At 41.1% G+C, this 14,954-nt stretch carries 15 protein-coding genes and 1 pseudogene; 7 read left to right on the top strand and 9 right to left on the bottom strand.

What is annotated here, in order from left to right; genetic code table 11:
• A pseudogene (locus tag FB6_RS03725) lies at positions 1-99 on the bottom strand (IS982 family transposase); the annotation flags it as partial.
• A gap of 258 nt (positions 100-357) precedes the next feature.
• Here FB6_RS03725 and FB6_RS03720 point away from each other — a divergent pair.
• Complete coding sequence (locus FB6_RS03720; protein ID WP_174558709.1) at positions 358-1,737, top strand: WS/DGAT/MGAT family O-acyltransferase; 1,380 nt, start codon at positions 358-360, stop codon at positions 1,735-1,737.
• Between the two features lie 53 nt (positions 1,738-1,790).
• On the opposite strand, the gene FB6_RS03715 is transcribed toward FB6_RS03720, so the two are convergent.
• The 6 genes from FB6_RS03715 to FB6_RS03690 all read right to left on the bottom strand — a co-directional run bounded on the left by FB6_RS03715 (position 1,791) and on the right by FB6_RS03690 (position 6,545).
• Positions 1,791-1,961, bottom strand: a complete 171-nt coding sequence (locus FB6_RS03715; protein ID WP_174558708.1) for a PA1571 family protein — start codon at positions 1,959-1,961, stop codon at positions 1,791-1,793.
• 136 nt (positions 1,962-2,097) lie between these two features.
• Complete coding sequence (rng, locus tag FB6_RS03710) at positions 2,098-3,552, bottom strand: ribonuclease G (RefSeq protein WP_174558707.1); 1,455 nt, start codon at positions 3,550-3,552, stop codon at positions 2,098-2,100.
• A gap of 40 nt (positions 3,553-3,592) precedes the next feature.
• Positions 3,593-4,159, bottom strand: coding sequence for a Maf family nucleotide pyrophosphatase (locus FB6_RS03705; RefSeq protein WP_174558706.1), 567 nt, complete (start codon positions 4,157-4,159; stop codon positions 3,593-3,595).
• Complete coding sequence (gene mreD / locus FB6_RS03700) at positions 4,147-4,638, bottom strand: rod shape-determining protein MreD (RefSeq protein ID WP_174558705.1); 492 nt, start codon at positions 4,636-4,638, stop codon at positions 4,147-4,149. The genes FB6_RS03705 and mreD overlap by 13 nt, the downstream gene beginning before the upstream one ends.
• Entirely contained in the window at positions 4,625-5,482 is an 858-nt protein-coding gene (gene mreC, locus FB6_RS03695) for a rod shape-determining protein MreC (protein WP_174558704.1), read from the bottom strand. Before mreC ends, mreD begins: the two co-directional genes overlap by 14 nt.
• Before the next feature lie 16 nt (positions 5,483-5,498).
• Entirely contained in the window at positions 5,499-6,545 is a 1,047-nt protein-coding gene (locus FB6_RS03690; protein ID WP_174558703.1) for a rod shape-determining protein, read from the bottom strand.
• Between the two features lie 132 nt (positions 6,546-6,677).
• Here FB6_RS03690 and gatC point away from each other — a divergent pair, with 132 nt between their 5' ends.
• The 5 genes from gatC (at position 6,678) to FB6_RS03665 (ending at position 12,202) form a co-directional block, all read left to right on the top strand.
• Complete coding sequence (gatC, locus tag FB6_RS03685) at positions 6,678-6,992, top strand: Asp-tRNA(Asn)/Glu-tRNA(Gln) amidotransferase subunit GatC (RefSeq protein ID WP_174558702.1); 315 nt, start codon at positions 6,678-6,680, stop codon at positions 6,990-6,992.
• A 52-nt stretch (positions 6,993-7,044) separates the two neighbouring features.
• A complete protein-coding gene (gene gatA / locus FB6_RS03680; RefSeq protein ID WP_174558701.1) occupies positions 7,045-8,523 on the top strand; it encodes an Asp-tRNA(Asn)/Glu-tRNA(Gln) amidotransferase subunit GatA in 1,479 nt (492 codons plus the stop codon).
• Positions 8,523-9,998 carry an Asp-tRNA(Asn)/Glu-tRNA(Gln) amidotransferase subunit GatB gene (gatB, locus tag FB6_RS03675; RefSeq protein WP_174558700.1) on the top strand — a complete coding sequence of 492 codons (1,476 nt, stop codon included), beginning with the start codon at positions 8,523-8,525 and terminating at the stop codon, positions 9,996-9,998. The genes gatA and gatB overlap by 1 nt, the downstream gene beginning before the upstream one ends.
• Before the next feature lie 59 nt (positions 9,999-10,057).
• Complete coding sequence (locus FB6_RS03670; protein WP_174558699.1) at positions 10,058-11,695, top strand: FRG domain-containing protein; 1,638 nt, start codon at positions 10,058-10,060, stop codon at positions 11,693-11,695.
• A 285-nt stretch (positions 11,696-11,980) separates the two neighbouring features.
• Positions 11,981-12,202: a hypothetical protein gene (locus FB6_RS03665; protein WP_174558698.1), complete on the top strand. Its 222-nt coding sequence runs from the start codon at positions 11,981-11,983 to the stop codon at positions 12,200-12,202.
• A gap of 15 nt (positions 12,203-12,217) precedes the next feature.
• Here the strand turns inward: FB6_RS03665 and FB6_RS03660 are convergent, their stop codons facing one another.
• On the bottom strand, positions 12,218-12,742 hold the full coding sequence (locus FB6_RS03660) for a hypothetical protein (RefSeq protein ID WP_174558713.1): 525 nt from the start codon (positions 12,740-12,742) through the stop codon (positions 12,218-12,220).
• Positions 12,743-12,974: 232 nt separating this feature from the next.
• Here FB6_RS03660 and FB6_RS03655 point away from each other — a divergent pair, with 232 nt between their 5' ends.
• Positions 12,975-13,553, top strand: a complete 579-nt coding sequence (locus FB6_RS03655; protein ID WP_174558697.1) for a DJ-1/PfpI family protein — start codon at positions 12,975-12,977, stop codon at positions 13,551-13,553.
• Positions 13,554-13,644: 91 nt separating this feature from the next.
• On the opposite strand, the gene FB6_RS03650 is transcribed toward FB6_RS03655, so the two are convergent.
• Positions 13,645-14,640, bottom strand: coding sequence for a hypothetical protein (locus tag FB6_RS03650; RefSeq protein ID WP_174558696.1), 996 nt, complete (start codon positions 14,638-14,640; stop codon positions 13,645-13,647).
• Positions 14,641-14,954: the final 314 nt, after the last annotated feature.

Genomic DNA, 14,954 nt, shown 5'->3' with positions numbered 1-14,954 from the left:
TAACGAATGACGGCTTTGTTTGAGAAATTTCCAATAAGTTGCTTCAAATTTCAGAAAGAAATCATCAATTACGCAGAATAATTCGGTACTATTGAACATCAGGACTAGGGCTTTAGGTTTTGTGTGGCAACTCAACTGATGGCTCTAGTCCTCTTATTTTTCAAGTCATTTTCTTATCCGCGATTCGGGTTATTTAAAAAAAAGCCACTGAAAAACAGTGGTTTTTTCACTTTTGATTACACTTATATCAATACTTTTATCTTTGAAAAAAGTTATACTGCAAACACGATTTAAATAATTCTAACAAGTCTGTTCATACAAGAACAGCCATGACAATGCAGTGAGGCATCCAGCGCTATGCGTCCATTACATCCAATTGACTTCATTTTTCTGTCTCTAGAAAAACGCCAGCAACCCATGCATGTTGGTGGACTTTTTCTATTTCAAATTCCAGACAATGCACCTGATACTTTTATTCAAGACTTAGTCACCGACATTCGTACATCCAAATCTATTCCGGTCCCTCCCTTTAACAATAAATTGAACGGTTTGTTTTGGGATGAAGATCAAGAATTTGATCTGGATCATCACTTCCGTCATATCGCCCTACCTCATCCTGGTCGAATCCGTGAATTACTGACTTATATTTCACAAGAGCACAGCTCCCTGATTGACCGTGCAAAACCACTCTGGACCTGTCATATTATCGAAGGCATTGAAGGCAACCGCTTTGCCATGTATTTCAAAATTCATCATGCCATGGTAGATGGCATTGCCGGCATGCGTCTGGTCGAGAAATCCCTATCTCATGATCCAAATACCAAAAGCATTGTGCCACCTTGGTGTGTCGAAGGTCCGCGTGCCAAGCGTTTAAAAGAACCTAAAGCCAGTCGTGTGAAAAAAATTATGGGGACTTTAAAGCAGCAACTAGATGCTACCCCCAAAGTCATGTATGAACTTTCACAGACCATTTGTAAAGATATGGGGCGTAATCCAGACTATGTTTCCAGCTTTCAGGCCCCAAGCAGCATTTTAAACCAACGGGTCAGTTCTTCTCGTCGTTTTGCAGCACAATCCTTTGAGCTTGGTCGTTTAAGCCGAATTGCAAAAGCACTCGGTGTAACTATTAATGATGTAGTACTGGCTATTTGCTCAGGTGCATTACGTGAGTATCTGATTAGCCAGCAGGCTTTACCTAAAAAACCATTGATTGCGATGGTACCTGCTTCCGTTCGTGATGATGATTCTGAGGTTTCTAACCGCATTACCATGATTTTAGCCAATCTGGGTACGCATAAAGAAACACCACTAGAACGTCTGCAAATTATTCGCGGTAGCGTGTTAAATGCCAAACAACGCTTTAAGCGTATGAATTCAAGCCAAATTTTAAATTATAGCGCTTTGGTATATGGTGCAGCGGGCTTAAACATTGTATCAGGAGTAATGCCAAAGCATCAGGCATTCAATATTGTGATCTCTAATGTTCCTGGACCACGTGAACCCCTTTATTGGAATGGGGCAAAATTGGATGCGCTATACCCTGCTTCCATTGTATTGGATGGACAAGCACTAAATATCACCATGACGAGCTATTTAGATAAGCTGGAAGTTGGTTTAACCGGTTGTAGAAATGCATTACCAAAAATGCAAAATCTGCTTACACATCTTGAAGATGAAATTCAACGATTTGAAGAGATTGTTGGGCAAGATACCCCAAAGCTACAGGCGGTGAGCTAACCGCAACCAATAAAGATGAATAATGAATTAATTAAGGGGCATTTAAATGCCCCTTAATTTTTAATTGCACGACACTGATTTAATAACTGATGGCATACAGAACGAATCATGGCAGCCGTAATCTGAACTTCTTTGCCTTGCTCATCTACAATATAACCATTGTGAGCAGGTTTTTTATCTAGAACATTCAAACTTTGTTTAATAATTTTTTGGCTCATACTCATGTCATACCTCTTCTTTTTGCTAAGCCAAAAAAGGGAGAATTTGGCTTTGGCTACTGTGTATGACTAGTATTCAAAATTACACTTCGAAAGTAAAATTTCAGATGTAACAAGTGTTTAACGATATTCTGTTACAATTTCAACTCAGAATGATATCGTATTGCTCTTGCGTATACAGATTTTCCACCTGAAATTTGATTACACGCCCTATAAAGTGCTCTAAATCGGCCACTGCCGGTGCTTCAGCTGTTAACAATCGGTCAATCACAGATGGATGCGCAACAACCGTAAAGCCACTTTTTGATTCAAAAGCACGCGCATATCTTAAAATTTCCCGAAAAATTTCGTAACACACGGTCTCTGCAGTTTTCACATAGCCCCGTCCCTGACAGGTTGGACATGATTCACATAATAGGTGTTCTAAAGATTCACGGGTACGCTTACGGGTCATTTCCACCAAGCCTAGCTCGGAAACCTGGGTAATTTTGGTTTTGGCATGATCACGTTCCAGCATACGCTCAAACTGACTCATCACCTCTTCACGATGCTGTGCTTCCTGCATGTCAATGAAGTCAATAATAATGATGCCGCCCAAATTGCGTAAGCGCAACTGTCTTGCAATGACCTGCGTCGCTTCCATATTGGTTTTAAATACCGTGTCTTCAAGTGTACGACCACCAACATAAGAACCGGTATTAACGTCAATGGTAGTCATGGCTTCAGTCTGATCGATCATCAAATAACCACCAGACTTGAGTGCGACACGGGTTTGTAAGGCCTTTTGAATGTCTTCTTCGACATTGTATAAATCGAAGATCGGTCGTTCACCCGGATAGTGAATCAGCCGACTTTGCATACTTGGCACGAATTCCAGCACAAACTCTTGCAGCTTGGCATGAATTTCACGTGAATCGACAGAAATTTTAGCAGTATCTTCGTTGGCCAAGTCGCGAATCACCCGCTGTGGAAGAGGCAATTCTTCAAAAATGAGTGACGGTACAGCAATACTTTTCTGTTTACGCTGGATAAATTCCCAAAGTTTGGCCAAATATACCATGTCTTGGGCAATTTCCGATTCTGGAATACCTTCTGCTGCAGTACGGACAATCACACTGCCTGGCAATTTATGTTCAGCCTGAATGCGCTCAATCATGGAGCGCAAACGATCACGTTCCTGTTCAGACTCAATCCGTTGGGATACGCCAATATGATGCCCATAAGGCATGAGCACCAGATAACGTGAAGGAATGGAAAGATCAGTACTTAAACGTGCCCCTTTGGTGCCGAGCATGTCCTTCATTACCTGAACAGTGAGAATTTGGCCCGGTTGCAGCAGTTCAAAAACATTGGGCGTAGGCTGATTACGTGGCCAGACCATATCATTGATATGTAAAAAAGCAGTCCGTGACAGTCCGATATCGACAAAAGCAGCCTGCATACCGGGAAGTACGCGCACTACTTTGCCCTTATAAATATTGCCCACCAATCCACGCTTGACCGTACGTTCAACAAATAATTCATTGACCGTACCGTTTTGAATTAAGGCCACACGACATTCCATAGGTGTGACATTAATCAACAATTCGTCAGACATAATAAAACTCAAAACATTATAAAAATTCTTTTGAGGTCAGTTAATTTAGTGCCTTAACTGCCTGTAATAACTGTACGGTTTCATGTAAAGGCAAGCCTACGACATTGCTATAGCTGCCTTCAATGCGGGGAATATACCGCGATGCGATACCCTGTATGGCATAACCACCCGCTTTGCCGATCGGTTCTGCTGTTGCCCAATAATTTTCCATATCATCGAGACTTAATTGTTGAAACTCGACCTGCGTTCGTACTACTATACTTGATTTTTCAGCACTTGTACGCACACAAACACCTGAAAAAACATCATGTTTTCGCCCGGATATCAGCTCCCACATGGCAAAAGCATGTTGTTTTGATTCAGGTTTGCCTAAAATGTGCTGATCGACTGCCACACTGGTATCTGCGGCAATCACAATCGCATCTGGAAATTGATTTAAAACCACCTGAGCCTTGCTACAGGCTAGACGCTCCACATAAGCAGCAATATCTTCGCCCTGAAGAATAGACTCATCAATCTCCGGACTAAAGATCTCGAACTCCAGACCCAATTGCTGCAAGAGTTCCCGACGACGCGGAGAACTCGAAGCAAGAATTAAACGCGCCATTTTCTTAACATGAAATACATGATCGGGAAAATGAAGATGCTACTCAATAAGGGCTGCCAGTGTCTGGCAATTGAAAACTGCAAGCCCCCCATAATTTGAGCAATCCAGATCATAAATAAATGTGCCAATATCGCCAAGAAACTAATGACCCACAAATTTCCAAAAGTCAAAATGCGTCGTTCTCGAGTCAGAAATCTGGCAATAAAGGTAATGATCACAAAGGTTAAGGCATTCATGCCCAAAGGAGCATCGATTAACAGATCAGTGAAAATACCCGTCGCAAAGGCGAACCAGATCCCGCACCAAGTCGGTTGGCTCATCACCCAAAACAGCATCACCAACAGCATGAATAAGGGACGTGCACCTGAGACCGCATAAGAGAGCGGGTAAACCGTCAATACTGAACAGATAATCACTGACGCGATAATCGCAATCAGCGGATCACGGTGATTTTCCGAAGGTAATTTAGCGCTTAGCATAAGGCTGCTCCATCGCTAAGGAATCAGAAAATAACACCACTACATGATGGCCACCGGACAATTGTGCTGCCGGAATCACTTCAATCTGGGCAAATTCACCCGAATTGTGACGACTCACTTTAGAGACCGTTCCGACCAGATAGCCTGCCGGGAAATGTGCTCCCAAACCTGAGCTATACACTTTTTCACCCACCTTGATGTTAGCACTGGTAGGTACATATTCCATTTTCAAATGACCTAAATCACCAGTACCCGAGACAATGGCACGCATTCCAGTATGTTCCAGACGTACTGACAGTGAGTGTTCTTTGTCAGACAACAACATAATGCGGCTACTGTGCGGATAGACATTGATAATTTGCCCCATGATCCCTTTATCATCCAAAACGGTTTGACCGACTTTGAGCTGACTGCTGGCACCACGGTTAATCACAATAATATGTCTGAGTGGATCTGCATCGGTACCAATCACTTCTGCAATTTCCATACGTCCGTCAATGATCAGAGGCGTATCTAATAAGCCCCTCAGACGGGTATTTTCCGCAGACAGTTCAGATAATTTTTGCAGACGGACCTGAGCCTGTAACAGCTCGGCTTGCATCGCGGTATTTTCACGACGTAACTGGGCTTCAGACTTGGTTTGTTGATTGAGCCATTCTCGCGATAACACCGGATAACTTGCTATGGCATATATGGGGTTATATGCCGCATACAAGACATCACGTGCGGGCTGAATCACATGTGGCATGCGCCAGTTAAAAAACAGCACAACCAGACATGTGATGACCGCAATGATAAATGAGCGAAAAGATGGCGGTTGTCGAGAAAACAGTTGTGTTTGCACCCGCCTTGTCCTTAACTTAACCTACAAATAACATGTCGTGATTTGGATTATCAAAGAATTCCAAGACTTTACCACCACCACGCGTTACACAAGTCAACGGATCTTCAGCCACAACAACTGGCAAACCTGTTTCTTGGGCAAGTAATTTGTCCAGGTTACGAAGCAATGCACCGCCACCCGTCAATACAATGCCACGTTCTGCAATGTCAGACGACAATTCAGGAGGTGTTTGCTCAAGTGCTGATTTCACAGCAGAAACAATATTTTGTAATGGATCTGAAATCGCTTGGGTAATTTCATCAGAAGTCACGGTAATGGCACGAGGTACACCTTCAGCCAGGTTACGACCGCGCACTTCAATCTCAAGTGTTTTCGAATCAGGATCTGGCAAGGCCATGCCGACTTCTTTTTTAATCACTTCGGCAGTCGTTTCACCAATTACGCAGCCATGCGCCTTACGCACGTAGTTGATGATCTGTTCATCAAATACGTCACCACCGATACGTAGAGAATCTGCGTATACACAGCCTTGTAATGAAATAATCGCAATTTCTGTGGTACCACCGCCTACATCCACAACCATAGAACCGCAAGCCTGCTCAACCGGCATACCGGCACCAATTGCTGCTGCCATTGGCTCTTCAATTAAACGCACATCACGTGCACCGGCATTGAAAACCGCTTCACGAATGGCACGGCGCTCAACCAATGTCGATTTGCATGGTACACAGACGACAACACGCGGTGCCGGTGGAAACAAACGCTTTTCATGCACTTTACCAATAAACTGGTTCAGCATGGTTTCGGTGACTTCGAAATCGGCAATCACACCATCTTTCATTGGGCGGATTGCGGTAATATTCGCAGGAGTACGACCAAGCATTTGTTTAGCATCAAGACCAACAGCGGCAACGATTTTTTGTGAACCACTGTGACGAATTGCCACAACAGTCGGTTCATTTAATATAATGCCTCGTCCTGGTGCATAAATAAGTGTATTTGCTGTACCTAAATCAATGGCTAGATCGGGCGAAAACAAGCCAATTAGTCTTTTTAGAATCACGGAGACGTTCTCGATTAAACTTTATGTGGACGCAAGGTGGCAACTTTAACTAAATGTGATGATTTGAACAAGTCAATCGCTTATTATAACGCACGATATTTTGAATTTTTTTAATACTGATTAGGTAATATTATGTCTACATCGGATGCACAGCATTCTGCAGATTTAAATGCACAAACAGTTTCAGGGATTGCACATCTCGCACGTTTATCGCTGAATGATACGCAATCTGCTGAATATGCTCAAAGTCTAAATAAAATTTTAGGCATGATGGAAACCTTAAAAGGCATTGACACTGAAGGTGTTGAGCCACTTAAAAGCCCATTTGACAATCCGCAACCCTTACGTGAAGACGTGGTAACTGAAGAAAATCATCGTGAAGAATATCAAGCTGTTGCACCTGCTGTGCAAGAAGGCTTGTACCTTGTTCCTCGCGTGATTGAATAATTTCCATTCAGTTAACCATTTTTGTTAAATTAAACGTAAAGAAATATTTCTCATGACTGATTTACATCGCTTATCAATTCGTGAACTTTCTGAGGGTTTGGCAAGTGCTAAATTCTCTTCTCGCGAATTGACTGAACATTATTTAAAACGCATTGAAAAAATTGATGCGCAAGTGAAGTCTTATGTGACTGTGACTGCTGAACAGGCACTTGCTCAAGCCGATGCAGCGGATGCGGCTATTAAAGCGGGTAATGCAACAGCATTAACTGGTGTGCCGATTGCACATAAAGATATTTTCTGTACCCAAGGCATTAAAACCACAGCTGGTTCTAAAATGCTGGACAATTTTATCTCTCCTTACGACGCGACCGTTGTAGCGAAAGGTAAAGCTGCGGGCCTTGTCACTTTAGGTAAAGTGAACATGGACGAGTTTGCCATGGGGTCAACTTCTGAGAACTCTTACTACGGCGCAACGGCTAACCCGTGGAACTTAAGCCATGTACCGGGCGGTTCATCAGGTGGTTCTGCTGCGGCAGTTGCTGCTGACCTTGCTCCGTTTGCAACAGGTACAGACACAGGCGGTTCTATTCGTCAGCCTGCTTCTTTCTGTGGTTTAACTGGTCTTAAACCGACTTATGGTCGTGTTTCTCGTTTTGGTATGATTGCGTATGCATCATCTTTAGACCAAGGCGGCCCAATGGCGCGTTCGGCTGAAGACTGTGCCTACCTGATGAACGTGATGGCCGGTCATGACGCCAAAGACTCAACTTCGGTTGAAAAAGACGTAGACAACTACGTTGCAAACTTAAACGGCACATCTGTAAAAAGTTTACGCATTGGTATTCCTAAACAGTACTTTAATGTTGCTGGCTTAGATGCTGATGTAAAAGCACGCGTTGAAGAATCACTGAAAAAGTTAGAAGAAATGGGCGCAACTTTGGTTGAGATTGATCTCAGCATGACCGATGCTTATGTTCCGACTTACTACCTGATTGCTCCTGCTGAAGCATCTTCTAACTTACAGCGTTTTGACGGCGTACGTTATGGCTACCGCTGTGAAAACCCGGTGGACTTAATGGACTTGTACAAACGTTCACGTTCAGAAGGTTTTGGTAAAGAAGTACAGCAACGTATCTTGATTGGTACATACGCGCTTTCTGCGGGTTATTACGATGCTTATTATGTAAAAGCACAAAAAGTACGTCGTTTAATCCAACAAGACTTCTTAAAAGCATTTGAATCTGTAGATGTGATTGCTGCTCCTGCTGCACCAACGACAGCGTATAAGATTGGTGCAAACCTCTCTCCAGTTGAAATGTACTTGGGTGACATTTACACCATCGCGGTGAACTTGGCAGGCTTACCTGCAATTAACGCGCCTGTAGGTTTTGACAAAGACAACTTACCTGTTGGCTTACAGCTGATTGGTAACTACTGGTCAGAATCGCAATTGTTGTCTGTGGTGCATCAGTACCAACAAGCAACCGATTGGCATACAAAACGCGCTGCAATTGCTGAGGAGAACGCATAATGGCTAAAAATGCTGCGAAACCTAAGTCTAACCTGATTGATGGTTGGGAAGTGGTGATTGGTATTGAGATTCACACTCAGCTTGCCACCAACACTAAAATTTTCTCAGGTTCTTCAACGACTTTTGGTCAAGACCCAAATACTCAAGCCAGCCTTGTTGATTTGGCGATGCCGGGCGTATTGCCAGTATTGAACAAAGAAGTGGTTGATCTTGCGATTCGCTTTGGTTTGGGTATCGATGCTTACATCGACCAAGCGTCTGTGTTTGCACGTAAAAACTATTTTTACCCTGACTCACCTAAAGGCTACCAAATTAGCCAAATGGACAATCCGATTGTGGGCTTGGGTCATATCGATATCCAACTTGAAGATGGCACAGTTAAACGCATTGGCGTAACACGTGCACACCTTGAGGAAGATGCGGGTAAATCGATTCATGACCAATTTGAAGGCATGTCAGGTATCGATTTAAACCGTGCGGGTACGCCTTTACTTGAAATCGTATCTGAACCCGATATGCGTTCGGTTGAAGAAGCGGTTGCTTATATTAAAGCGATTCATACTTTGGTGCGTTGGTTAGGTATCTCTGACGGTAACATGGCAGAAGGTTCTTTCCGTGCCGACTGTAACGTGTCGCTGCGTCGTCCGGGTCAACCGTTCGGTACACGTTGTGAATTGAAAAACCTCAACTCATTCCGTTTCATTGAACAAGCGATCAATGTTGAAATTGAACGTCAAATGGAAATCTTGGAATGGGACGGCACCATCGACCAAGAAACACGTTTGTTCGATCCTGTGAAGATGGAAACACGTTCAATGCGTTCAAAGGAAGAAGCCAACGATTACCGCTACTTCCCTGATCCAGACTTGTTGCCTGTGATTATTGCAGATGCGCAAATCGAAGCAATTAAAGCGACTATGCCTGAGCTTCCTGCTGCGCGTCGTGCGCGTTTCGTGGCGGACTTTGGTGTGACTGAGTACGATGCGCATGTATTGACGCTGACTCGTGAAATGTCAGAATTTTACGAAGATGTGGTGAAAGCTGCTGGCGGCGCTGCTCAAGGTAAAGTGTCTGCAAACTGGGTAATGGGCGAATTCTCAGGTGCTTTAAACAAAGCTAGCCTTGAGCTTCATGACTCTCCTGTATCTGCGGAAAAACTTGGCGGTATGATCGCGCGTATTGTAGACAACACCATTAGCGGTAAGATCGCGAAACAAGTGTTCGGCTTTATGTGGGACGAAGGCAAAACTGCGGATGAAATTATTGCTGAAAAAGGCTTGAAACAGGAAACTGATACAGGCGCGATTGAAGCGATTATTAAGGAAGTGCTTGCAGCGAACGAGAAGATGGTTGAAGAGTATAAATCTGGTAAAGAGAAAGCTTTCAACGGTCTTGTTGGTCAAGTAATGAAAGCGTCTAAAGGTAAAGCTAACCCTGCACAAGTGAATGAATTGATGAAGAAATTGATTGGTTGATTTATTAGCTAATCAATTGATTTCATGTTATAAAAACCTCGCTTAATGCGGGGTTTTTTATGAAAAATATGTTCTTTAATCTTATTGTTGTAAATGATCCATCAGAAATAGATGGTTTCGGGCAACCAACATTTTCAATTACCTTACCTACTTATAGATTTTTAGAACACACTAATGAAGAAATATATAATAATTTCAGAGAAGCTATCGATAATTTTTTATATGAAATAAAATATTATCCAACAATAATTGCTTTTGAAAACTTAAAATATTCAATTACTTTAGCAAAAATCACTGACACCATTATCTTTGATGAAAATAATAAAAAAATTACTGCTACTTTTAAAAAATTGATTACTAAAGAACTGGACGATTATGAATCAATAGAATTTATAGATAAAATTGATTACAGAGAAAAAATCCACGCTATTGATGATGAAAAAAGGATTTTAGCAAGTGCATTATTATTTTCTAAGCTAGAAATTTACCGCACCCATTGGGCAATCAAAAAAGCTAATTTATTTTCAATAGCTAAAGAAATTTCAATACTTCAAAACTTTTTAGAATTTCAAGACTCATTCCCACCAAAACCACAAAAATTAATTCCTGAAGGTAATATTCAAACTAATTTTGGTTTTTCCTCTATATCTCAAATATCATATCAACATAAAGAAATTATTTTTGTAAAAAATGTCTCTCAGTATATTAAAGAGGTACTATCTATTACAAATGTAAAATATAAAAAGGATATAAATGAATTTTTTTTTAGAGGACACAGTAAAGACACATATAAACTCAAACCATCATTGTTTAGGCCATATGGTAATAATGGAAAGGTTTATGAAAGTAGTGAACACTTATTATATCGTGAATTAATCACAGCAGAACCGAACTTTTTCAACCAAGAACCTTCAGCTATTGATACACTAGCTAGAATGCAACACTATAGTATGCCTACAAGATTACTTGACATTTCAAGCAATCCCCTTACTGCACTATATTTTGCATGTAAAGATCCTGATCATCACTTTACATTTGTGGATTATGACCCTGCACAAAAAATTAGTTCCGATGATGAAATCATTATAAAAGATAATAAATATCAGAAGAAAATATTTAGTAATGGTGAAGTAATATTATTTTTCATAAAAAAAGATTCTATAAGCTTTTATGATTCGGATAAAGTAACCTGCATAGCAAATCTAGTTAAACTTAATGATAACCAAAAAAATCATATAAGTAGATTAATAACAAAAAATACTCCAAGCTTTCATTTTATAAAAAAACATCTTCTATTTATATCAAACCATGTTAATAAAAAAATAAATATCAACTATAGGCTTCCCTGCGGCGATGTTATTTGTTCTCAATATTTACACTTTATTAGAAGTGAAAAACCATACTTTGAACCAAATATCTTGGTTCAAGATCTCAAAAAAATCATTTGTATTAAAGCCAAAAAACTAGACAAAAGAATTCAAGCCCAATCTGGATCTTTTTTACTCTTTGGATATGCTGATGAGCTACCACCTACCGGTAATGAAAATATCGAAATTATAAGATTTAAGATCAAACATGAGGATAAAGAAACAATATTAAGGGAATTAGATCTTCTAGGTATTAATGAAGCGACCATTTATCCTGATATTGAAAATTCTGCAAAATATATTAAGGAAAAACTCAAAAGAGAAAGTTAACCTGATGAGAATCAAAAAAGTATCCTCTATCGCCAAACTCGAAGACTTAGGGCGCATTCAGCTCTCAAAGTCATTTGTTATGCGTGACTTCTAATTGCCCTCATCCCCCGCCTTCTCCCAGTGGGAGAAGGAGCCTCCATTACAAATTAAATTCCATCATGAATTCTATAATGAATAATTCCCTCTCCTTCCAGGAGAGGGCTAGGGAGAGGTTTTTCTAAAAAAGAAGTGCAAGCGAGAATTATATTTATGCTATAAAATCAAAAATATCAAAGAAAAACAAAAATGACACCTGAACTTTTACTATTCACTATCCAAATTGCCATTAGCATATTTGCACTGATTATCATCATTTTGCTGATGATTCCTAAATGCCGTAAACGACTCTCTGAAATGCAACCTGAACCACGCAGAAAACAGCGTGGATTAGGTTTAGCCGATGGAATCGAATTTATTTTCTATCCTATTATTTGGCTATTTAAAATCATTACTGCCATATTTAAGTAAGCCAGCACTGATACCTTACATCCCTCTAATCGAACCCAACTTATTCCACACATCTGGCGTCAAAAAAGTCATCACCAATTTATTTAAATCTACATAGTGCACCACGCCTTTCAGCTGGTCTTTCACTTCTGGCGTTTTTAAAATTTCTTCACCCGTAATACTGCCGAGTTCCTGAAAACTATCACCCACAGCCTGCATGCCTTCGGCCTGAATCACTGCTTTGGTCTGAGCTGAACATTGCTCAACCAATATGCGTTGCAACACAGTGGCCAAGTTCTTATCTAACTGAGTTTTCTGCTCATCATTCACATTGCTGAATTTCTTCAAATCTGGATGTGCAGACAAAGCTGCAAAAGTCCATTGCAATACGGCGGTTTTATCTGCTGCGGTAGTAGATTTCACCAAACAGTTACTCAGCTGATCCACTGTTGGCCCAGCCACCGCGACTTGTGTTGTTCCCATAATGGCAGCTGCCATCAAAAGAGAGCCACCAATTCGGGAGAATCTACGATTAAAACCAGTAAAAATATTGTGCAACATAACTCGAATTTCCATTCTGAACTGCTGTCTTTGTATCATAAAGCACAGGGTACAGCCTGTTATGACTCTGTAAAATGACAAATCTCTAGTTCATCCTACGGCAAAATTCTGTTGTTTTAACTTAGGCCTTCATTCGACTAAAGAAACTTTTCCTTTACTGATATCTGTCATCTGCATGTGCTAATGTGAATTAAAAAGCAATATAAATCATATTCAAACAGAGGGAAAAATCATGGCTAAGCAAATCTTGATGCTCGTTGGCGACTATGCTGAAGACTATGAAACTATGGTGCCATTCCAGTTTCTAACAGGTCTGGGCTATACCGTACACGCAGTCTGCCCGGATAAAAAAACCGGTGACAGCATCGCTACAGCCATTCATGACTTTGAGGGCGAGCAAACCTATAGCGAAAAGCGCGGTCATAACTTTGCCATCAATTATGACTTTAATGCGGTCAATACTTCAGATTATGTCGGACTAGTGATTCCGGGCGGACGTGCGCCTGAATACTTACGTATGAATGCACGTGTTGTGGAAATTGTGCGTGAGTTTGATGCCGTTCAAAAACCGATTGCAGCCGTATGTCACGGCGCACAACTTCTTGCAGCAGCCGATGTACTTAAAGATAAAACCTGTTCTGCCTACCCGGCATGTGCAGCAGAAGTGAAGCTTGCAGGTGGTCAATATGCTGACATCGCCGTGACGGAAGCAGTAACGGATGGACATCTGGTCACTGCTCCAGCTTGGCCTGCCCATCCTGCTTGGATGGCGCAATTTGTGAAAGCACTCGGTGCAACGATTAGCCTGTAATACTCTGGCCACATTAAGATTTGAAAATTCAATATTCACGTTCCGTCGCATGATGGAACGTGACACTGATCAAGATGAGTAAAATCGTTTTTTACTTCATCTGTCTGAGCATATTCTTCGCTCCAGCGTGATTATAATTATTGGCCAGGTTCTGTAAGACTTTCACCGCTTGTCCTTTGGAATTGGCAAAGCGGTTGCTATAACTTGGTACACTGGTTAAACAACGTGCCACCAGCATTCCAGACTCCGTATAGACTCTGGTTCCCTCAGTTCCTTGCAACTTGCCATAATTATAAGCCCGTTGTGCATTATTACAGGCGGCCACCTGATTTTTCCCGCTGTTTAAATCACGGCGTGCAGCCACGTAAAATTTCATCTGTTGCTGCTGTGGCGTTTCCGCTACTTTTACAGTTTCCTTGACAGCCTGATCTGTTGCAGGCTTCACTTCTTTTTTCAGATCAGTGTCTTTTTTTACTTCCAGCTCTTTTTGAGCGGCAGACTTGTTTAACGCCTTTTTATTGCTTTGCTCATTGGCAGTTGTCTTTTTATCGGTAGTGTTTGTAATCGCTCCGCTATTTTTATAAAACTTTTTTGCTTCTTCTGCAGACATGATTTTAGTTTGCAGACTGACTACCCGTGCATCACTACCATCAGTCAATTTACGTTCAGCCACCGGTTCAATCGAGGCAATCCAGCTTTGACCATTATTTTGCACACACTTATATGCCCCTATGCCTTGCTTAACATTACCAGAAGCAGAGAGCAGTTTTTTATCCGACAGATTTTTGACCAAAGACATGGAACTTTTATATAAAAGCGTAAATTTGCCGTGCTTGGCCGAACAATAATTATTTAAATACTTTCGTGGATATAACGACTGTGGTTCTTGATCACTTTGTTTTGATCCCCAGGCATAGACATATTCCTTCGCCCGTCCATTGGGCTGATTGATATTTTTTTGCACAATCAGCTCCTGTGCTGAAGCAAATTGCTGAACAGAATCTTCCGAGCTTAAACTGTTCAGGCTGGTACAGCCGTGTAAAGCAATACCCACGCCCCCCATCAAAATGACTGTTTTGAAATTCACGTATTCATGCTCAATGCTGCTTTACTAGTGAAAATATATGAAAATCAGTAAAATCTCAAACACAGTACTTTGATTTTATTATTAATTTAACTTCACCGCTGTTGAATTTCTTATTCAAAAATGCGCCAATATTGCCAATTTTTTAAACATTTTGAGCTTAAAACCAGAACTGGATAACAGTTAATTTATGCTAATAAAAAAGTGGTCATTGGCTGAGGTTGCGTTATGACGCAGTCCATTCGACATTTTCCATAATTAACCGACGAAAAATGCATCTATTTAAATAAAATAGATGCTTCATCATTATCACTTTT

Source organism: Acinetobacter bouvetii, from assembly GCF_902753875.1.
GTDB classification, from domain to species: Bacteria; Pseudomonadota; Gammaproteobacteria; order Pseudomonadales; family Moraxellaceae; genus Acinetobacter; species Acinetobacter bouvetii_A.
This window is presented reverse-complemented; position numbering and strand designations above follow the sequence as displayed.

Excerpts from the sequence above, each read along its gene's own strand:
- gatB (WP_174558700.1), top strand. The coding sequence starts at position 8,523 with ATGGCTAAAAATGCTGCGAAACCTAAGTCTAACCTGATTGATGGTTGG.
- mreD (WP_174558705.1), bottom strand. The coding sequence starts at position 4,638 with ATGCTAAGCGCTAAATTACCTTCGGAAAATCACCGTGATCCGCTGATT.
- gatA (WP_174558701.1), top strand. The coding sequence starts at position 7,045 with ATGACTGATTTACATCGCTTATCAATTCGTGAACTTTCTGAGGGTTTG.
- FB6_RS03715 (WP_174558708.1), bottom strand. The coding sequence starts at position 1,961 with ATGAGTATGAGCCAAAAAATTATTAAACAAAGTTTGAATGTTCTAGAT.
- FB6_RS03660 (WP_174558713.1), bottom strand. The coding sequence starts at position 12,742 with ATGTTGCACAATATTTTTACTGGTTTTAATCGTAGATTCTCCCGAATT.
- gatC (WP_174558702.1), top strand. The coding sequence starts at position 6,678 with ATGTCTACATCGGATGCACAGCATTCTGCAGATTTAAATGCACAAACA.
- FB6_RS03705 (WP_174558706.1), bottom strand. The coding sequence starts at position 4,159 with ATGGCGCGTTTAATTCTTGCTTCGAGTTCTCCGCGTCGTCGGGAACTC.
- FB6_RS03665 (WP_174558698.1), top strand. The coding sequence starts at position 11,981 with ATGACACCTGAACTTTTACTATTCACTATCCAAATTGCCATTAGCATA.
- FB6_RS03670 (WP_174558699.1), top strand. The coding sequence starts at position 10,058 with ATGAAAAATATGTTCTTTAATCTTATTGTTGTAAATGATCCATCAGAA.
- rng (WP_174558707.1), bottom strand. The coding sequence starts at position 3,552 with ATGTCTGACGAATTGTTGATTAATGTCACACCTATGGAATGTCGTGTG.
- FB6_RS03655 (WP_174558697.1), top strand. The coding sequence starts at position 12,975 with ATGGCTAAGCAAATCTTGATGCTCGTTGGCGACTATGCTGAAGACTAT.
- FB6_RS03720 (WP_174558709.1), top strand. The coding sequence starts at position 358 with ATGCGTCCATTACATCCAATTGACTTCATTTTTCTGTCTCTAGAAAAA.